The following is a 20135-nucleotide window of genomic DNA, read 5'->3' as shown; positions in this document are numbered from 1 at the left end:
CCGCGTCCAAATAATTTTCAATAAAAATTGTTGCGATAAATAATATCGCGGTTAGCGTATGGCGCTGAGCGGATCGCCGGGCCTGTGGATCGTCAGCGGGCATTCGCTCTCGGGCCGGCTCTCGTGGCGGATCGCAGCGGCAGGGTGAGCGGGCGGGGTGAGCGCGATGTCGGCGATGCCTCTTGGGATCAGGGAGAAGCCATGCGGGGCGCGGCCGCTTATGGCAGGCGGTGCCGTGGGCATGGGCCGGGGCCTGGGCCTGGGCGTGGGCGTTGCCTGCGCCCGCCTTCCCTCCTGCGCCTGCGGAAAAGGGGCGGGGTGCCCCGAGGCCATTGCCTGCCGCAGGGGCGCGTCGCCTGTCGCTCGCGCCGGGGGCCGCCACCGCGACAATTGTGCTCTTAAGACCTCTCCCGCGTGCCGGTGCGTGCCGCGTGGAACCCTATTCGAGGCGCCGGCGGCCATCGAAACCGGGATGACCGCGGCCGTCCCGTCGCGGAGGCGATTTTCGTTCAAGGCGACGGCAGATCGTTCGATACGGAAAGACAGAGCGGGCGCACAATCTGCTTCCAACGCCCGCCGCCTCCAGAGGTGGCGGCGGGGTAGTTCGCGGCCGACAGGTTCCGGACGCACTGCGCGGCGCGGTTCATTCGGGCGGCGCGTTGCGGATGCGCGCGATGGGGCGTGAGCGATGATGGATCGGCGGGCAGAGAGCGCGATGGGGCGTCGGACGGCCGGCTTCGCTACCGGCCGCGCCTTCGACCCCGCTGCCTTCGACCGGCTGCAGCTTGCTTCTCTTGGCGCTGACGGAGTCACCGAATTTCATCTCGCGTCCGGTGACGAGGGCGGCGAGCGCTGGTGGGTGGTTGGCGCCCCACGGGGGAGCGAGGCGGCCGCCCTTCTCGATCGCGAAGCCCTCATTGCCTGGCAGCTCCCGGCGGAGCTCGCGGAGCAGCCGAAGCGGCTGGAGCACGGTGATCGTGTGCTGCTCCTGTACCCCCACAATGAGGGCACGGCGTTGGCCGATCTGCCGGCGGGTGATGTGCCGCTGGGGCGTTTCATTCGTGTCGCCGCGTCGCTGGCGCGGGCGCTGGGGCGGCTCCACGGGCTCAGCGTGGCCCATGGCGGGCTCAATCCCCTCCATATCCTTGTGCAGGAGGACGGAAGCGTGCGTTTTCGGCGCTTCGGGCGGGCGGTGGCGCCGCAGCTCGACGTGCCCGCCGGCGCGCTCCACCCCATCTCCCCGGCCGAAATCGGCTATGCCGCTCCCGAGCAGGCGCGCCGCGACAGTCCTTACACCGATGCGCGAAGCGACCTGTATACGCTGGGCGTCGCGCTTTATCAGTGTCTGGTCGGCCGCCTTCCCTTGCTTGCGCGCGGCACCGCGGAATGGCTGCACGCCCATGTGGCGGTCGAAGTGGCAAGGCCCAGTGCCGTGCGGGCCGATGTGCCTGCGGCCCTCGATGCCCTCTTGCTGCGGCTGATCGCCAAGGATGCGGACCAGCGGTACCAAAGTGCGGAGGCGCTGTTCGCGGATCTGCGCCTAGTCGAAACCGCGCTCGCGCAGACCGGGCATGCGGAGGCGTTTCCGCTGGGGCGCGGAGAGTTCGCGCCGAAGCGGCTGCTGTCCCAACGCCTGTTCGGCCGCGCCGCGGAACTGGCCGATCTTGGCGCCGCGTTCGAGCGGGTGCGCGGCTCCGGCGAGACCGAGATCGTTTTCATTGCCGGGGAAGCGGGGGTCGGCAAGTCGGCGCTGGTGGAGCAGTGGGCGCAGGGCCGAAGCGCGCGGGGCGTGCCCTTCGCCGCCGGAAAAAGCGCGATTTTACAGAAGGATGTGCCCTACGCGCCCTTCACCCAGGCCCTGCGCGCCATCGTGCAGCAGCTGTTGAGCGAACCCGCCGCCGATCTGGATGAGGCGCGACGGCGGCTTGCCGCCAGCCTTGCCGGCTATGGGCGTCTGTTGACCGATCTGGTGCCCGAAGCCGCGTTCGTGATGGGTGAGAGCCCGCCTTTGCCGGAGGTGCCAGCGAACCTCGCGGCGAGGCGTATTGCCCGCGTCATCCTGCAAACCTGCTCCGCCATCGCCACCGAAGGCCGGCCGTTCATCCTGTTTCTCGACGATCTCCAGTGGCTGGACGAGGCGAGCCTCGGAGTATTGCGCGCGTTCCTGGAAGACGCACCGCCCAACCTGCTGTTCATCGGCAGCTATCGCGTGGAAGAAGTCGCCGGCCGGCCGGAGTTGGCGGAGCTGTTGCAGATGGCCCACTCCGGCCCGATGCCGGTCACCGCGATGAAGCTTGGCCCGCTGTCAGAGGCCGACGCGGTCGAGTTCGTTTCCAGCGCGCTGAACAGCACGCCAGCCGACGTGGGGGAGCTGGCGCGGAGCGTCCACGGCAGGACGCGGGGCAATGCCTTCTATGTGAGCCAGCTTCTTCGGAAGCTTGTCGAGGAAAAGGTCATTGCCTTCGATCCCATGGAGCGGCGCTGGAGTTGGGACCGTTCGCGCATTGTCGAGCACGATACGGTCGCGGACTTCATGCTGCACCGGCTGGATACCCTGGCGCCCGGCCCGCGGGAGTTCCTGCGCCGCCTCGCCTGCACCGGCGGGCGCTGCCCCTCCCGCCTTTTCGCGCGCATCCTCCAGCGGGACGCGGCGGAGGTGGAGGAGGTGGCCGCAAAGCTGGTCAAGGGCGGTCTTCTACAGGGGCGGGAGGGGGAATATCTCCTGGCCCACGACCGGATTCTGGAGGCTGCCTACGCGCTCACCCCGCCGGCCCACCGGCCCGGGGAGCACCGGGACATCGCCTTGAAGATGATCGCGTTCCATGGCGAGGGAAACCGCGATCATGCCTTCGACATCTCCACCCAGATCGAGCGCAGCGACAGAAGCGCCCTGTCCGTGGCCGAACGCCTTTCCTATGTGCGGGTGCTGCGGATGGCGGCCCGGCGCGCGCGCAATGCGGGGGCGGTGGCGCAGGCCGCCGACTATGTGGGTATCGCGCGCGAGCTGTTGATTCCACAATGGCTGGTGACCCATTGCGCCCTGTTCTTCGAGGTCGAATGGCTCTATTGCGACGGCCTCCTGGCGCAGGCCCGGACCGAGGAGGCCCTGGGCGCGCTCGATGAGCTTCTGGCGCTCGCCATACGGCCAGTCGACCGGGCCGACACCCTGCGCCTGAAGGCGATCGCCCACACTGTTCAGTCCGCATACGAATCGGCCATCGAAGCGGCCTGCGAGGGGTTGGCCCTGCTCGGTGTTGAGCTGGAGCGCTCTCCCGACGGGGACCAGCTTGAGCGTGCCTATCGCGCCTGCCGGACCAGGATTCATGACATGGGCGTGCCCCAGCTGTCCGCCCTGCCGGAGGCCAGCGATCCCGCGGTGCGCTCGGCGCAGGCGCTGCTGTCGACGCTGATCTCGTCGTTTTTCGTCGAGAGTGGCCTGCGCTTCCTGCACGTCATCAAGATCGTCGAGCTCACGCTGGAGCACGGGACGACCCCGGAATCCGCCTATGGCCTAGCCTGGTTCGGCGTGTTCAGCGCCCACCACTATGGGGCTTATGAGGATGGCGCTGCCTATGCGATGCAGGCCCATGCCCTGGTCGGTCGCGAAGGCTATGAGGCTCAGCGCACCGCCACGCTGGTCGCCCTGGACCAGGTGGTTGCCTGGACCCGGCCCCTGCGCTTCGCGCTGGAACTGGCGCGGGAAGCGGCGCGGGTCGGTCGCGCGGCCGGCGACATGGGCATGGCCTGCTATGCCCGCAACCACATCGCGTCCGATCTCCTCATCCTGGGCGAACCCCTGCGGGCGACCCGCGACGAGATCGAGGAGGGGCTCGATTGGACGCGCCAGATCCAGTACCGGGATATCGAACATATCCTCGATGCCCAGCATGCCCTTGCGGACACGCTGATTTCCGGGAATTACGATAGCGCCAGGACGGTGCCGGAGGAGCGGATCACCTCCGTTTCGACCCTGTTCTGGAGCCACGATTACGCCGGCATTACCGCTTTCCTGTTCGGCGATTTCGACGAGGCGGTCCGGCATCTCGAAAAGGCGATGGACCTGGCGTGGGCAGCGCCCGCCCATATCGACACGGCGGCCTGTTCCCTGTTCTTCGCCCTTGCCGTCGCGCGGTCCTCCGGCACCGAGCCCCAGGCGCGGCTGCGGCGGATGGCTGCGGTGCGTGCCCGGCTCGCGGACTGGGCTCGGCTCAATCCCACGACGTTCGGGTGCAAGCATCTGCTGGTGGAGGCCGAGGCGGCGCGGATGGCCGGTGACCTGGCCGTGGCCCAATCCCTTTATGAGCGCTCGGCTGCGGCGGCCGCCGCGGCGGGTTTCGTGCACGAGCAGGCGCTGGCGTTCGAGCTGGCCGCCCGCTGCTACCGTGACGCGGGCTTGCCCCGTCCCGTGGAAGCCTACGTCCGTGCCGCCTGCCGCGGCTATCGGCAATGGGGGGCGGACGGCAAGGCGGAGCACCTGCTGCGGAGCTTCGATCTGGCGGAGGATCCCGGCACCGGTGCGCCGGGGGAGGAGAGGCAGGAGGATCTCGACCTCGCGGTGATGACCAAATGCGCGCAGACCCTGGCCGAGGAGATCGGCTTGGAGGCGGTTATCCGAACCCTCATGCGCGACATGATCGTGCATGCGGGCGCCCAGTCGGGACTGCTGATGCTTCTGCGTGAGAATGAGCCCTTCATCGAGGCATCGGCCCATGTGTGGCGGGAAGAGGTGGCGGTGACGCTCCATTCGGCCGTGCCGACGGCGGCGGATCTGCCCCTGCCGGTGCTCAACACGGTGATGCGGACCCATAAGGCCGTCGTCTTTTCCGACGCTTTCGCGGAGGCCCCGCGCCTGCGGTCGGAGGGGCCGAAGGATCGCGTGGTGCGCTCCCTGCTTTGCATGCCCTTGATGAAGCGCGGCGTTCTGGTCGGCATTCTCTATCTGGAGAACAACCTGGCGGCAGAGGTGTTCACGCCGAAGCGCACGGCCATGCTGGAGATCCTGGCGCCCCAGGCGGCCATTTCCCTTGATGCCGCGCGGCTTTACAAGGACCTGCTGGATGAGAACACGCGCCGCGTGAATGCCGAGTTCGCGCTGCGGGAGGCGCGGGCAGAGCTGGCGCGCACCTCGCGGATGACGGCGATCGAGGGCTATGCCGTCTCCATCGCCCACGAGATCAACCAGCCTCTGGCCAGCATCGTCGCCAATGCGGATGCCGCGATGCGCTGGCTGAAGCGCCCGCAGCCGGATCTGGGCGAGGCCCTTGGCGGGCTGGGGCAGATCCGGGTGGCGGGGCTGCGGGCGGCGGGCATCATCAAGTCGCTGCGCGCCCTGGCGAAGCAGACGCCCATCAGCTTCGTCCCGGTCCGGCTGGAGCACATTGTCGAGGACGTGCTGCGGCTGACGAGCGACGACACGCAGGCCCAGGGAATTGTCGTGAGCGCCAGCCTGTCGACGCAGCCGGGACGGGTGGAGGCGGACCCGGTCCAGATCCAGCAGGTGGTCTTCAACCTCATCACCAATGCGATGCACGCCATGGGCGAGACCCCCATGGGGCAAAGACGGCTTTTGGTCGAGACCCGTCGCGCAGGCGGGCGGGTTCATCTCGCCATCAGTGACACCGGATGCGGCATGAGCGAGGAGGTCATGGAGGATATATTCAAGCCCTTCTTCACCACCAAGAGCGCGGGCATGGGCATCGGCCTTGCCATCTGCCGGTCTGTCGTCGAGGCCCACGGAGGAAGGCTGGATGTCCGCTCGGTCGTCGGCCGGGGCAGCACCTTCTTTCTGAGCCTCGGCCTCGTCGAATGAGCCCATCCGGCAGGGGCTGCGCCTGCTGGATGGGCTTCGCTGACAAACGGTCTCCGCGCTAACGGCCCGGCCCCTGAAATGGTGCAGGGCGGGCGCGCCTGCGGCCGGTCACCTCTGCCGCGGATCCAGCGCCAGCAGGTGCCGCACGACGGGCGGCTGTTCACCTCTGTGGAACGCCAGCGCCGCCTTCTGCGTGTCGGCATCGGCGTGGGAAACCCGGCGGTGCTGCCGCAGGTGCTCGGCCCAGGATTCCACCATGAACCATTCGGTGAGGAGGGTCGGGTCGGACGAGTCTTCCGTCACCCCCCAATTGTAGGCGCCGTCGCGGCGGCGGGCGGCGGAGAGGTGATGGAGAACCTTGAGGAAGGCCGAGCGGTCGCTCCGGTCGATGCGGTATTCGATGAGGATCAGCACCGGGCCGCGATCATTGTCCATCGGTTCGGCCATGGCCGGCTCAGGCCAGTGCATGGAGGGCGTCAGGTCCGCTTCCCCCGTGGGCAGACGCAGGCGATGGAGAATGATCCCCGCCAGCGCGAGCCCGCCCGCCGCCAGCATCAGTGCCGTCGGAAGCCCGAGCGCCTGGGCCACGAAGCCCCAGGTGATGCTGCCGGCGGCCATGGCGCCGTTGAACACGGTGAGGTAGACGGCCAGCGCCCGCCCGCGAACCCAATTGGGCAGAATGGCCTGGGCGGTGGCGTTGAGGGTGGTCAGCGCCACGATCCAGGCGCCGCCGATGCCAAGCAGGATGAGAAGCGCCAGCCAGCGCGGTGGCGCTAGCGCCAGGCTCACGGTGGCCGCTGCGGTCACGAGGGCCGCCGCGAGCACCAGACGATCGGTGCCGAGGCTGGCCCGCATGCGCGGCAGCAGCAGCGCGCCCACGATCGCGCCGACGCCGATGGCACCCAGCAGCAGTCCGTAATAGGCGGCGTCGCCCTTCAGCAGCTCGCGCGCGACCAGCGGCAGGAGCGCCCATACGGCGCTGGCGAACACGAAGAAGAAGGCCGCCCGCACCAGCACCACATGCAGCTCGCGGCTTGAGCGCGCATAGCGCAGACCGGCCCGGAAGGCGCCGGCGAAGCGCTCGCCCAGCTCGTCCTCGGCGGAGGGGGGACGGCGCCACCACAGCAGGGCGGCGATGACGATGAGGTAGCTCGCTACGTCCGCGCTATAGGTCACCGCCGCGCCGAAGGAGGCCAAGAGCAGGCCGCCGGTGGCCGGCCCGATGGCCCGGGCCACGTTGATGCCCAGCGAATTGAGAGCCACCGCGCTCTTGAGGTCCTGGCGCGGCACCAGCTCCGGCACGATGGACTGCCAGGTGGGCATCATCAGCGCCGCGCCGATGCCGCCGAGAAAGGTGAGGCCGATCAGCGACGACACGCTGATGAGGCCGGTATGGGAAAGCACCATCAAGGTCGCGCTCACGCAGGCGAGGCCGATCTGGATGGCGATGAGGAAACGCCGTCTGTCCAGGATGTCCGAGAGTACACCCGCCGGCATGGCGAGCAGGAAGATGGGCAGCATGGAGGCAGCCTGCACCGTGGCCACCGCCGCCGGAGAGGCGGAAAGGTCGGTGACCAGCCAGGCGCTCGCCACATCGCGGATGAAGGTGCCCGTATTGCCGAGCACGGTCGCCGCCCACAGCACGGCGAACACCTTCCGCCGCAGCGGGGCGAAGGCGCCCTGCGCAGCGGGCGCCGTGGTGGCTGTGCCGTCCATGTGGGGAGCGTGATGCGGTTCGCTCATTCCCGATGTCCTCCTGGCCCCTGTCCCGGCCCGTGCGCAAGATCATGCCAGGCCACGAGGACAAAAGCGCCCGCGAGCCCGAGATGCTCGAAGAATCCGTTGATGGCGGCGAAGCGCTCCGGCCCCGTCGCCGCCCAGAACTGGTTAGCGAGCAAGGTCGCCATCACCGTGAAGCCTGCCAGCGCCAGGGCGCCCAGCCAGCGCTGGAAACCGGTCAGCACCAGTAGCGAGCCACCGAGCTCAACGCCCACCACGGCGATGGCGACGGGCGCCGCGGGCTCCAGGCCGAAATGGGCCATCTCGGCCTGCGCGCCTGCGAAGTCCAGCGCCTTGGCCAGACCGCCCTCGACATAGGGAGAGGTAAGCGCGAGCAAGGCGAGAACCCGGACAGGCGCGAAGGCGAGCGCCCGCTTCGCCCACGCTTTGGGTGTCTCGGCCCTGGGTGTCGCGCCTTTGGGGAGTTGCGCCATGGTGCCGCGTCAGACGGCCCAGCAGCCGCAGCCGAGGGCGCCGAAGAAGCCGCGCGCATCCTCGACGGGAAGGCTGGCGCCCCAGGCGCCCCAATGGGCGTGGCCATGAACGCCGCAGGCCTTCGCGCAGCCGCATGCGGAAGCGAACGCGAGGCGGTTTTCGCTCGCCGCCGCCCGTTCCTGGTAGCCGCCGAAGCGGCGCACCGGCGACCAATCGGGCATGGGCGGGGGAAGATCGGGCGCCAGCGTGCGGAAGTCGCCATCCCCGTGCACCGGAACGCCGCCGAGCAGGGTCAGCACTGAGGTGATGTCCTGGATGCGCTCGCCCGGCACCGAAAAATAGTCGTCCGACAGCACGATGATGTCCGCGAGCTGGCCCTGCTTGATCTGCCCTTTCTTGCCCGGCTCGGTGGAAAACCAGGTGTTCGCCTCGGTCCACAGGCGCAGCGCCGCCTCGCGGTCCAGGAGGTTGGAGGCGGGATAAAGGGAGAGGCCGCCCAAGGTCTTCCCCGTGACCAGCCAGGACAGGGAAACCCAGGGATTATAGGAGGCGACGCGGGTCGCATCCGTGCCGGCGCCCACCGGCACCCCCATGTCCAGCATGCGGCGGATGGGGGGCGTGCGCTCGGTCTTCTGCGCGCCGTAACGCTCGGCGAAGTATTCGCCCTGATAGGCCATGCGGTGCTGCACCGCGATGCCGCCGCCGAGGGCGGCGACGCGCTCGATGTTGCGGTCGGAGATGGTTTCCGCATGGTCGAAGAACCAGTTGAGGCCCTTCAGGGGCGCATCCCGATTCACTTTCTCGAACACGTCGAGGGCGCGCGAGATGGTCTCGTCATAGGTGGCGTGCAGGCGCCAGGGCCAGCGGTTTTCGGCCAGAAGGCGGATGACCGGCTCAAGGTCGCCCTCCATGTTCGCCGGCATTTCGGGACGGGGCTGCTGGAAGTCCTCGAAGTCGGCGGCGGAATAGACCAGCATCTCGCCGGCGCCGTTGGCGCGGTAGATGTCGTCGCCCTGGCCCGGCTTCACCTGCTTGGCCCAGCCGGCAAAGTCCGCCAGCTCCTCTTTCGGCTTCTGGGTGAAGAGGTTGTAGGCAATGCGCACGGTGAGCTGCCCCTCTCGGGCCAGCTCCTCGATGATGGCATAGTCGTCCGGGTAGTTCTGGAATCCGCCGCCCGCGTCGATGACGGAGGTGACGCCCAGGCGGTTCACCTCCCGCATGAAATGGCGGGTGGAATTCTTCTGGTATTCCGGCGGCAGTTTCGGACCCTTGGCCAGGGTGGCGTAAAGGATGGTGGCATTGGGGCTCGCCACCAGCAGGCCGGTGGGGTTGCCCGCGCCATCGCGCAGGATTTCCCCGCCCGGCGGGTTGGGCGTGTCGCGGGTGTAGCCGACAACCCGCAGGGCGGCCGCATTGAGCAGGGCGCGGTCATAAAGGTGCAGGATGAAGACTGGCGTGTCGGGCGCGGCGGCATTGATCTCGTCGAGGGTGGGCAGCCGCTTTTCAGCGAACTGGTGCTCGGTGAAGCCGCCCACCACGCGCACCCATTGGGGCGGCGGGGTGATGGCCACCTGGGCCTTCAGCATCTCCATCGCCTGGGCCAGGGAGCGCACCCCGTCCCACCGCAACTCCATATTGTAGTTGAGCCCGCCACGGATGATGTGCATGTGGCTGTCGATGAGGCCGGGGACGATCCGCCGCCCGCCCGCGTCTATGGTTTGCGTCTGCGGCCCGGCAAGGCGCATGGCCTCCGCCGCCAACCCGGCGAACAGGATGCGCCCATCCTTCACCGCCACCGCTTCCGCCTGCGGGTTGGAGCGGTCGAGGGTGGTCACCTTGCCGTTGAAGAGGATCAGGTCGGCGATCTCGTTCATGGTTCGGGCCTTCGGGTTCTGCTGTGGGGGGAACGACGGCGGGGCGGTCTGGTTCAGGTTGCGGGCGGCTTGTCGCGCGAGGCCATGGGGGATGTCGGCGTGTCCGGGCGGCCGGGGAGCTGGCCAAGGACGTGGTCCGAGCAGTCCGCAAGGCCGATGGCGCGGCTGAGGCTGTCGCCCTTCAGCAGGTGGCGCGTGACCGGCACGATTTGCTCGCCCAGGAGAATGCCGAAGAGCCCCACCAGGGCGATGACCGGCGGCGCCGGCGAGCGCACATTGATGAGGCTGTAGACGATGCCGACCAGCAGGCCGGCACCCAGCGAGGCGAGATAAAGCTTCATGGGGCCTCCTTCCCGAACGGTGGTGGGAACGGGTGGCGACCGGGGTGCGCTCCGCCCCCCAGGGTCGCGACCGGCGCGGAATGGCCCGCGCCGGTCATGGGCCGCGCTGGCGGCTCAGCTCTTCACAAAGGCCAGCAGGTCCGGATTGATCACCTCGGCATTGACGGTGAGCATGCCGTGGGAGAAGCCCGGATAGGTCTTCAGCGTGCTGTTCTTGAGCAGCTTGACGGACTTCAGCGCGGAATCGGCGATCGGCACGATCTGGTCATCCTCGCCGTGCATGACGAGGGTGGGCACGGTGATGGCCTTCAGGTCCTCGGTCTGGTCGGTCTCGGAGAAGGCCTTGATGCCGTCATAATGGGCCTTCGCGCCGCCCATCATGCCCTGGCGCCACCAGTTCTCGATCACCCCCGGATACGCCTTCGCGCCCGGGCGGTTGAAACCGTAGAAGGGGCCGGTGGGCACATCGAGGAAGAACTGGGCGCGGTTGTCCGCCAGTGCCTTGCGGAAGCCGTCGAACACCTCGATGGGCAGGCCCTCGGGGTTGGCGGCGGTCTTGACCATCAGCGGCGGCACGGCGGAGACCAGCACCGCCTTGGCCACGCGACCGGAAGGCTGGCCGAACTTCGCCACGTAACGGGCGACCTCACCGCCGCCCGTGGAATGGCCGATATGAACGGCATTCTTCAGGTCCAGCGCCTCCACCACCGCGAAGGCGTCGGCGGCGTAATGGTCCATGTCGTGGCCGTCGGCCACCTGGGTCGAGCGGCCATGGCCGCGCCGGTCATGGGCAACGACGCGATAGCCGTTCTGGATGAAGAACAGCATCTGCGCGTCCCAATCGTCGGCGGACAGCGGCCAGCCATGGTGGAACATGATGGGCTGGGCGCCCTTCGGCCCCCAATCCTTGTAGAAGATCTCGACCCCGTCCTTGGTGGTCACGCTCGGCATGGGAGGCGCTCCTTTGGCTTGAGGGGTGGCCGCGGCGGCCACGGGCAGGGAGCTGAGGACGGTGGCCAGGGCACCGGCGCCGCCCAGCTCCAGGAGGGTTCGGCGCGTCAGGGACAGCTGCGGCTCGGTCATGAGGCGATCCTCAATGACCTTCGGAGGCGCCGAACATGCTCTTGGCGTAGATGATGCCCAGCCCATAGGCGCCGCCATATTGCTTGGCGATGCCGGTGGTCATGTCGTAGGTGCCGGTGCGCGCCCAGTCGCGCTGCAGCTCGAGCAGGTATTGCAACGCCGTCATCGGCACCGCCCCGGCCTGGATCATGCGATCCATCGCCCGCTCGTGGGCCTCATCGGAAACGTCGCCGCAGGCGTCGGCGATCACATAGACCTCGAAGCCCTGGTCGATGGCGGACAAAGCCGGGCCGACGATGCACACGCTGGTCCAGAGCCCGGCCAGCACCACGCGCCCCTTCCCGATGCGGTTCACCTCGGCGATGACCGCGGCATCCTCCCAGGTGTTCATGGAGGTGCGGTCGAGCAGCGCCTGGCCGGGAAAGGCATCGGTGATTTCAGCGTACATGGGGCCCGAGAAGCTCTTCTCGGCCACTGTCGTGAGGATGGTCGGCACCTTGAAGCCGGCCGCCGCCCGCGAGACGAGAGCGGCGTTGTTGCGCAGGGTGACCGCGTCGATGGACTTGGTCGCGAACGACATCTGCGACTGGAAGTCGATCATCACGAGCATGTGGTTGTCGGGCGCGATGAGCGCCGTTCCGGGAGTGGGGCTTGCGGTCGGCATGGATATCCCTTGCATCCAGCTGTGAATGGCATGTCGACCATGGCCCGTGTCGTCGCGACGGGTTTGCGCAAAAGCGAATGGCTTTGTCTGTTCGCACTGAGGCCAGCACATTGCCCCCATGATCTCTCGGAGATCGAGGATGGGGCCGGCGTGACGGGGCGCGCCGAGCCAGTGATCATCCCGCCTGGCCCGGGGCCGCGGCCTTCACGAAGACCATGGCATCCCCAAAAGCGGCGCTGGTCGAGCCTGCCGGGAGTTGCCGAGCCGGTCGGGACTTGCCGCGGGATGGCGATAATGGGCGCATCCGCTGGTGGATGCGGGGACCAGGGAGCGGCCGTTGCCAAGGCGCGGCATCGTGCCGGGCCCGAAAGGCGGTGGCCCGGCGCTGGCGGTTCAGCCCTGCCGCGCGGCCGCGCCGGCCTGCAGCGCACGGCCGATGCAGTCGATCATGGCGGCGCTGTCGAACGGCTTGGCGAGGAAGCCGAAGGCGCCCGCGGCATCCACCTGGCGGCGAATGCGCTCCTCGGGAAATGCGGTGATGAAGATCAGGGGCACCGCGTCGCCCTCGGCGCGCAGGCGGCTCTGCAGCTCCACCCCGCTCATGCCCGGCATCTGGACGTCGGTGATGACGCAGTTCGTCCGGCAGCGTTCGGGGGAACCGAGGAAGTCTTCCGCGCAGGCAAAGCAGCTCGCGCCGAACCCGAGGGAGCGGATGAGGCTTTCGGTGGCGAGACGAACGGATTCGTCATCGTCGATGATCGTGATCATCGGGACAGGCGACACGTCTGGACACCTCGAAACGCGAGCTTTTCGGCGCGGCACGCCGCACCGATGTACACCCAATGTAGCTGCCGCCTTCCGGCGCAGGAATCATACACTCGTTTGCCGCGCTACCCTTTCGCGGTACTGACGCCGAGGGCTTCGGCCATCCGTACCAGGTCCGCCAGGGAATGGGCCTCCATCTTGCGCATGACGTTGCCGCGGTGGATCTTCACGGTAATCTCGCTCAGCCCCACCTCGGCGGCCACCTGCTTGTTCATCAGGCCGGCGGTGACGCGTGCCATGATCTGGCGCTCGCGCTCGGTCAGGGTGTCGTAGAGGGCGCGCAGGCGGGACGAGGTGGCGCGCGCTTCCCGCCGCGTGCGGTCGATGTCGATTGCGGCCGCCACCGCATCGAGCATGTCCTGGTCGCGGAAGGGCTTGGTGAGGAAATCCACCGCCCCCGCCTTCATGGCCCGCACCGACATGGGAATATCGCCATGCCCCGTCATGAAGATGATCGGAATCTCCATGCCCGATCGGGCCAGCTGGCTCTGGAAATCGAGCCCGCTGAGGCCCGGCATGCGGATGTCGAGCACCAGGCAGCGCGGCCCGTCCGGCAGCCTTGCCGCCAGCAGCTCGGCGGCCGAGGAGAACAGCGCGACTTCCAGGCCGATGGAGCGGAACAGGCTGGAGAGCGCATCCCGCAGACCCGCATCGTCATCGACCACGAGCACGACGGGGGCGCTCGGGGGTGTCGCGCTGGGGGGCTGTCGGCTGGTCACGGCAGGGCTTCCTTGGCGATGGCCTGGGGAACATCCTCGGCAATGGGCAGGGCCATGGTGAAGCACATGCCACGGCCCGCGCCAAGGGCGGCGTTGATCCGGCCTGCATGAGCCTCGACGATGGAGCGGGAGATGGACAGTCCGAGGCCGATGCCCCGCTTCTTCGTCGAGAAGAAGGGCGTGAACAGCAATGGCAGCGTCTCCTCAGCGACGCCGGGGCCGGTATCCTCCACCTGGATGGCGACGCGCGCGGGCGCGGCGGCCTCGTCCGCGGCCATGAGAAACGTGCTGATGCGCAGCATCCGCTCCTGCTCCGGCACGCCGTCCATGGCCTGAATGGCATTGAGCGCGAGGTTGATGAGGGCCTGCTGCAGCTGCACCGGGTCGCCCAGGACCGGTGCCAGCTGGTGATTGAGTTTGAGATCAAGCCCCACCCGGTGGCAGGAAAGGTCGCGTTCCAGCAGCATGGCGCTTTCCGCGACCAGTTCCGCGACGCCGAGGGGCGCGCGGGCGCTGTCGTCCTGCCGCGCGACGGCTCGCAGCCGGGCGACGACATCGCTGGCCCGGCGCGCATTGGCGATCGCGCGCGTCACGCTGAGTTCCGTCTCGCGGATGTCCGGCACCGGCCGCCGCAGCCAGCGCAGGCAGGCCTCGCCATTGGTGACCACCGCCGCGAGCGGCTGGTTGACTTCATGGGCGATGGAGGTGGTGAGCTCGGCGAGGGTGCTCGCACGCGTGACATGGGCCAGGTCGGCCCGCATTTCGTGGAGCTGGTTTTCGGCGCGCCGGCGCTCGGTGATGTCGTGGTTTGTCTCCATGGTGCCCATGGGCCGCCCGCGCGTGTCGCGCTGAAGCGACCAGCGGCTGATGCAGGTGAGCTTGCGGCCGTCGCGCGTGGTATGCGCCAGCTCGCCCTCCCACTGCCCGGTGTCGATCAGGGTGCTGGCGATGTCCGCGCGCGCCAATGGAAAGACGGTCTTCAGCAAAGCGGACGCCTTCTGCCCGACGGCTTCCTCGCGGGACCAGCCATAGAGCGCCTCGGCGCCGCGATTCCAATAGGTGACGGTATCCGACGTATCGCGCACGAAGATGGCGTCGTGAGAGAGGTCGAGCAGCGCCGCCTGCTCCCTGAGGGAACGCGTGGCATCCTGGTTGCGCAGGCACAGCAGGGTCGTGACCATGATGGCGACGATGCTGACCGTCCCGCGCATGGTGGAGGGGAGAGCGTAATCATTCGCGTGCACGATCGTGAAGCTCAGCACCGTGAGGCTGATGCAGCTGCCCGCGACAAGCAGAAGTCCCGTCCTTTCGAGGAGGCGCGCCGAGAGGAGAACCACGAGCGCGTAGAGCACCGCGATGGCCATATCCAGCGGCGAGAGCGTGTCGACGAGGAAGATGCCGCCGCATGACGCGATGACCAGGGTGGGGCCGAGCCATCGACCTGTCGGTGGCCCGGTCCCCGAAAAGATGTGGTGCTGGCCGGACATGGACACCTCGATGGACCTTCATGCGGAACCGTGCGCCGCCGTCAGTCCATCGACCGGCGGCGGGCCAGCCCACTGCAAGCGAGACATTCACTACCATTGCGGGATCCGGCCGTTTTGTCAGATCGGACGCTGAATTTCCGAATCGTCGGCCCGCGAACGGACGTGCTGGCGCTTTGGGGCCAGGCCTGGCCCGGCTTCGGGATCCCGTCTGCGACCATACCAAGGTATGGGCAGGCACCTCCCATCATATGGGTGGCGAAACCCACGTAGAATGGAGCGCGCGGCCGCCATCCCCGATCCTCGCTGCAGCCACTGGCGAGGGGTGAGCCTCCGCCGAACATCCGCTCCGAGCGATTGGGGTTCCGCGCATGTCCGTCCATGTCTCGATAGCCGCTACAGGGGGGGCCTTCCAGGACTTCGAGGAAACCGAGCCCACTGGGGCGCGCCGGGGCGCCCTTGCTGTGTACCTGCCGCATATGGGCCTCGTCCTCGGCATGACCGCGAGCGAGCCGGAAAGACGGCATCGGCCCGACGGCGAGCCGGAAGGCATCGTTCTGCGCCTCGAAAGGCGCTGTGGCGGGGCGCCTGGGGGCGCCAGCGTGCCTGCGCGCCGCGAGGCCGACCGCAGGCACGCCGCTGTGGACGATCATGTGGTGCGGCAGCTGTCGCAGGCGCTGGAGGCGACGCGCGCGGAGGGCGGATGCGGTGTTTATGCCGATGCGCTCCAGCTGGCGCTGGTGGCGCGCATGCTCGCCGTGGAGGAAAATGCACGTCCCGCCCTTCCACCCGAAGTCGAGCCGAGCGCGCCGGCGCGGGTGAAATCCGGTCTCGTGACATGGCGGCTGAAGCGGGTGCTTGCGTTCATCGAGGCGAACCTTTGCGACGCCATCTCCCTTGCGGATATGGCGCGCGCGGCGGGGCTCAGCCGCATGCATTTCGCCGCCCAGTTCCGGCTTTCCACCGGCCTGCGGCCGCGCGAATACCTGTTGAAGGCCCGCATCATGCGCGCGCAGAGGCTGATGCTGGAAAGTCGCGATCCCCTGGTGCAGATCGCTCTGGCCGTGGGCTTCCAGACCCAGGCGCACTTCACCACGGTGTTTCGCCGGTTCGCCGGCGCCACTCCCCACCAATGGCGCAGCGCCCAGGCCGCCGAGGCGTGAGCCGGCGCGGGCATCGGCGGGCGTTCCTCCCGCACTCGGGCCGCGCGCCCGGGGGCCGTCGGGCCATCAGGCGCGGATATCCTGCGCATTCAGCCGCACTCACGCCCCCGGACCACCCGGATGCCCCCCGCTTCGCGGAACACTGTCTTCAGGCGGCTGCGGACGGGGTGGCCATAAGCCGAGCGTTGTCGTGAGGGGCGCGACGGTTTCGCCCATGCCGATGGTTTTCACGACCCGCTTTTCCACGGGCAAAGGAGAGAGCCGGCCCGCCGGCAAGTGCGGCAATGGCGGTGACCAATAAAGGGTGATCGCCGAGCAGGAGAGGCCCTGCACAGAGCGGCGAGCGGGCAATACATGCCCCACCATGGGCGGGCCATCGCCGGCGGGCTGCACCGGAAACGGCTGGGCCGAGGCCGCCACTCGGTCGAGACCAGAGCGCGTCCTGTGTGCGAAGTGAGATGCGCCCCCGCGCAGGACGTGTTTAAAAACAAAACGATAGCCTGCTTATCGCGTGTCTATCAAAAGCTGAAATGTCTGGCCCTAAGCCGCGGCGAACTGCTTGTCGGGCGCCCGGCTCGTCGGCCTGAAGCGGTCACTGCGCTCCTGAACCAAGTCCGGCCCGGCGCTGTGGAGAAGGCATCTAGGTACCACGATCGAAGGCTGGAAGCGAACAGGGCCCTTGGCGAGCCTCAGTCTCGTCAGGGCTTCGGCGGCTGCGGGCACCTGATCTCGATCGAAGGGGGCCGACAGCGCGTCGGACTGCGGGAATTATATATTATATAAAATCCATTGATTATATCGTATATCTGGAATGGTGCTTTCCCACCGAGGGTTCCGGAGAAAATCGATGAGTGGCCTCGATCAGATCGACCGCAAGATCGTCGCCGAGCTGATGCGCGACGCAACGCAGACCGTCGCCCAGGTCGCGGACAAGGTCGGCCTGTCCCAAACGCCGTGCTGGAAGCGCATCCAGAAGCTGGAGGCCTCCGGGGTGCTGATGAACCGCGTCGCCATTGCGGACCCGGTCAAGCTTGGCCTCGGGCTCACCGTGTTCATCGGCATCGAGGCGCCCGATCACACAGGGGAATGGCGGGAAGCCTTCATGGGCGTTGTTTCGGCGATGCCCGAGGTGCTGGAGGTCTACCGCATGGCAGGGGAAATGGACTACCTGCTGCGCGTGGCCATGCCCGACATGCCCGCCTTCGACCTGTTCTATCGCCGGCTGACGGAGACCTTGCCCTTGCGAAATGTCACCTCCCATTTTGCGATGGAGCGGATGAAGTTCACCACGGCCTATCCTTTGGAGCTCCACGGCGCGCGGCGCTAAAGCGGCTCCGCGCGAAGCGGGAGCCGGCAAGGTAAGGGCGGGCCCTGGGCCAGGCCCCTTTTCCTATGGCGTGCAGCTTACTCGGCTGCGTTCAGGCGGCGGTCCGCCGGCGCGTCGAAGGGCGCGCCGCGGCTTGTATCGGCCACACTCTCCCGTCCCACATAATGGTGGCCCCATTGGGCCGCCGGGTGGCTTGCGCGCACCCGCCCGCCTTCATCGCCCAGCAGCTTTTCGCGAAGGGTGCCGGGGGCGTAGCCGCTTTGCGCCCGCCCGCGCTTGCGCAGCTCGGGCACCACGAAGTCGATGAAGTCGGTGGTCGAGGCGGGCGTGATGGCATAAGCGAGGTTGAAGCCGTCCACGCCGCCTTCATCAACCCAGCGCTCCAGCTCGTCCGCCACCGTTTTCGGTCCACCCACCAGTACGGGGCCGAGCCCGCCGATGGACCTTTTGCGGATCACCTCGCGCACCGTCCAGGCCTTGCCATCGGCGGCGAGGGATTCGAGCGTCGTGCGCAGGCTGTCATTCTCCACGGCGGTGAGCGGCAGGTCCGGGTCGAGCGACGAGAAATCGAGGCCCGTCCAGCCGCCGTAAAGGGCGAGTGCCCCTTCCGGGCTCGCATAGGAAAGGTATTCCTCATACTTGCGCCGGGCGGCTTCGTCGGTGGGCCCGGTAATGACGGTCAGCAGCGTGAAAATCTTCAGGGAGTCAGGCTCGCGGCCGGCGGCCACCACCTCCGCGCGGATCTGGTCGGTCAGCTTGCGCGCCGTCTCGGGCGAGGTGGCCAGAACGAACATGGCCTCCGCATGGCGCGCGGCGAAGCGACGCCCGCGCGTGGAGGCGCCGGCCTGGAAAATTACCGGCGTGCGCTGCGGCGAGGGCTCGCACAAATGGAAGCCGGGAACCTTGAAGTATTCACCATCGTGTTGGATGGGATGGACCTTCGAGGCGTCCGTGAAAATCCCCTTCTCCTTGTCGCGCAGAACGGACCCGTCCTCCCAGCTCCCTTCCCAGAGCTTGTAGACGACCTCCATGTATTCTTCCGCGAGATCGTAACGCGCATCATGCTCGATCTGGCGATCCATGCCGATATTGCGCGCGGCGGAATCGAGGTAGGACGACACGACGTTCCACGCCACCCGCCCCTTGGTGAGGTGGTCGAGGGTCGAGAGCCGGCGCGCCAGCAGATAGGGGTGCTCGAACGTCACCGCCGCCGTCACGCCGAAGCCCAAATTCCTGGTCACCGCCGCCATGGCGGAAATGGCGCCGAACGGGTCGTTCACCGGCACCTGCGCCGCGTCCTGCAGCGCTGCTTCCGCCGAGCCGCGATACACATCATACACGCCCACCACATCGGCGATGAACAGGGCGTCGAAAGCACCCCGTTCCAGCTCGATCGCCAGGTTGGTCCAGTACTCGATGTCGTTATAGCGCGAGGCCTGGCTGGAGGGGTGTCGCCAGGTGCCGGCCGCCTGATGGCCGACGCAGGTCATGTCGAAGGCATTGAGAATGATGCGTTTCTTCGTGGTCATATGAAGTCCTCGTCATGTCCGCTGCCCTCGGGCGATGCGGCGGCGCGTGATGGCGGACCGGAGGGCGCGATGGCGACATCCTCCGGTTCGTGGTGCCGTGGTGGATTGAAGTTGGCTTTCGGGGACAAGCTGCGCGGCCGCGACGGGCCGCCGCGAGGCGGCGCATCAGCTGGCGATGGCCGCGATCTGCCAGACATAGATCGGCTCGGTTCCGTTCGCCGCGTTGTCGCCCAGACTGCGCTCCTTGTAGATCAGCAGGTTGTGGCTGGCGTTGAACCCGGATTCCTCAGCCTCGCGATCTGCTCGACGGGCGCAATGCGTTCGCGCTCGCGCTCGATGGCGCCTTCCGTGATGCGCGCGAAGAGCGGGCTGAAGCGCGCCTTCAGCTTTCCGGTGTCGGGGAACGTGCCCCGGAACTCATGCACGGTCACGGTAAGGCTCCTTCATGCCCGCGAAGGGAGGTTCGGAGGGCGAAAAGATCTTCTGATGGGGCGGCTTTTTGCAGCCGTTGGCCAGTGGAGTACCGAGTGCATCAAGTGTAGTCAGAACAGCCGCGCGGAAGCGAGAGTTACGTCTTCCATATTTCACGCGCACAGAGCAGGCGTTTTGCATTGAGCCGGTGGTGGCGAGAAGAATTTTTCTTCGCGACGAGGACGCGAGCCTTGCGCCCGATGTCGCTGCCCAAACGTTGCCGCACGCCATCGCCTCCGTCCTGAAGGCGGCGCTGGAGCGTTATTCCCAAAGCGACATTTGGTCCCTTTTCATCTCCAAGCACTTCGGCGCGCCCGGCTTTTCGCGCACGGCCCTTGCCCAGTTCGGGCTCGACCAGCACTGGTGCAATGCGCGGGTCCAGCCCCTGCGCGATCCGGTGCGGTGGAAGTTCTTCCATGTGGGGAACTGGTATCTGAATGGCGTGCATCCGCGCCGCCCCCTGGAACTGAGGGCCCCTGCGCGGCGGAGAATATTGATCTCCCTTGAGCATCGGCCGCGAAGGTCTTCTCCTAAACTGGCCACGTTCTTTGGAATGGCCGCGGCCATGCGTCGGGGCCTATCAAAGGATGAATGCGGGAATATCGCCGATCTGGGTGACGGCGCCGCACCCC

At 67.6% G+C, this 20135-nt stretch carries 15 protein-coding genes; 3 read left to right on the top strand and 12 right to left on the bottom strand.

Features of this window, described 5'->3' with window-relative positions:
- Positions 1 to 715: 715 nt before the first annotated feature.
- Positions 716 to 5809, top strand: coding sequence for an ATP-binding sensor histidine kinase (locus tag L0966_RS13080; RefSeq protein ID WP_234052384.1), 5094 nt, complete (start codon positions 716 to 718; stop codon positions 5807 to 5809).
- A 108-nt stretch (positions 5810 to 5917) separates the two neighbouring features.
- On the opposite strand, the gene L0966_RS13075 is transcribed toward L0966_RS13080, so the two are convergent.
- The 9 genes from L0966_RS13075 to L0966_RS13035 all read right to left on the bottom strand — a co-directional run bounded on the left by L0966_RS13075 (position 5918) and on the right by L0966_RS13035 (position 15016).
- Entirely contained in the window at positions 5918 to 7525 is a 1608-nt protein-coding gene (locus L0966_RS13075; RefSeq protein ID WP_234052439.1) for an MFS transporter, read from the bottom strand.
- 23 nt (positions 7526 to 7548) lie between these two features.
- Positions 7549 to 8022, bottom strand: coding sequence for a DoxX family protein (locus tag L0966_RS13070; protein ID WP_234052383.1), 474 nt, complete (start codon positions 8020 to 8022; stop codon positions 7549 to 7551).
- A 9-nt stretch (positions 8023 to 8031) separates the two neighbouring features.
- Entirely contained in the window at positions 8032 to 9897 is a 1866-nt protein-coding gene (locus L0966_RS13065) for an amidohydrolase (RefSeq protein ID WP_234052382.1), read from the bottom strand.
- A gap of 53 nt (positions 9898 to 9950) precedes the next feature.
- The gene (locus tag L0966_RS13060) at positions 9951 to 10238 is read right to left on the bottom strand and encodes a XapX domain-containing protein (protein WP_234052381.1); all 288 of its coding nucleotides are present in this window, start codon (positions 10236 to 10238) and stop codon (positions 9951 to 9953) included.
- A 114-nt stretch (positions 10239 to 10352) separates the two neighbouring features.
- The gene (locus L0966_RS13055; RefSeq protein WP_370640736.1) at positions 10353 to 11189 is read right to left on the bottom strand and encodes an alpha/beta fold hydrolase; all 837 of its coding nucleotides are present in this window, start codon (positions 11187 to 11189) and stop codon (positions 10353 to 10355) included.
- A 142-nt stretch (positions 11190 to 11331) separates the two neighbouring features.
- Positions 11332 to 11985, bottom strand: coding sequence for a hydrolase (locus L0966_RS13050; RefSeq protein ID WP_234052379.1), 654 nt, complete (start codon positions 11983 to 11985; stop codon positions 11332 to 11334).
- A gap of 393 nt (positions 11986 to 12378) precedes the next feature.
- Entirely contained in the window at positions 12379 to 12768 is a 390-nt protein-coding gene (locus L0966_RS13045) for a response regulator (RefSeq protein ID WP_234052378.1), read from the bottom strand.
- 107 nt (positions 12769 to 12875) lie between these two features.
- Positions 12876 to 13529, bottom strand: a complete 654-nt coding sequence (locus L0966_RS13040) for a response regulator transcription factor (protein WP_234052377.1) — start codon at positions 13527 to 13529, stop codon at positions 12876 to 12878.
- Positions 13526 to 15016: a nitrogen regulation protein NR(II) gene (locus L0966_RS13035; protein ID WP_234052376.1), complete on the bottom strand. Its 1491-nt coding sequence runs from the start codon at positions 15014 to 15016 to the stop codon at positions 13526 to 13528. Before L0966_RS13035 ends, L0966_RS13040 begins: the two co-directional genes overlap by 4 nt.
- A gap of 368 nt (positions 15017 to 15384) precedes the next feature.
- Here L0966_RS13035 and L0966_RS13030 point away from each other — a divergent pair, with 368 nt between their 5' ends.
- Both L0966_RS13030 and L0966_RS13025 read left to right on the top strand, forming a co-directional pair.
- Entirely contained in the window at positions 15385 to 16176 is a 792-nt protein-coding gene (locus tag L0966_RS13030; RefSeq protein ID WP_234052375.1) for a helix-turn-helix domain-containing protein, read from the top strand.
- 847 nt (positions 16177 to 17023) lie between these two features.
- On the top strand, positions 17024 to 17503 hold the full coding sequence (locus L0966_RS13025; protein ID WP_234052374.1) for an Lrp/AsnC family transcriptional regulator: 480 nt from the start codon (positions 17024 to 17026) through the stop codon (positions 17501 to 17503).
- Between the two features lie 77 nt (positions 17504 to 17580).
- Here L0966_RS13025 and L0966_RS13020 read toward each other — a convergent pair whose 3' ends face one another.
- The 3 genes from L0966_RS13020 to L0966_RS13010 form a co-directional block, all read right to left on the bottom strand.
- The gene (locus L0966_RS13020) at positions 17581 to 19032 is read right to left on the bottom strand and encodes an LLM class flavin-dependent oxidoreductase (protein WP_234052373.1); all 1452 of its coding nucleotides are present in this window, start codon (positions 19030 to 19032) and stop codon (positions 17581 to 17583) included.
- Between the two features lie 251 nt (positions 19033 to 19283).
- Complete coding sequence (locus tag L0966_RS13015) at positions 19284 to 19463, bottom strand: hypothetical protein (RefSeq protein ID WP_234052372.1); 180 nt, start codon at positions 19461 to 19463, stop codon at positions 19284 to 19286.
- 137 nt (positions 19464 to 19600) lie between these two features.
- Positions 19601 to 19951, bottom strand: a complete 351-nt coding sequence (locus L0966_RS13010; RefSeq protein ID WP_234052371.1) for a hypothetical protein — start codon at positions 19949 to 19951, stop codon at positions 19601 to 19603.
- Positions 19952 to 20135: the final 184 nt, after the last annotated feature.

It is taken from the genome of Xanthobacter sp. NM-59 (genome assembly GCF_021401125.1).
In the GTDB taxonomy this organism is placed as follows: Bacteria; Pseudomonadota; Alphaproteobacteria; order Rhizobiales; family Xanthobacteraceae; genus Xanthobacter.
Note: the sequence above shows the minus strand (reverse complement) of the source record. Positions and strands in the feature narration are given on the sequence as shown.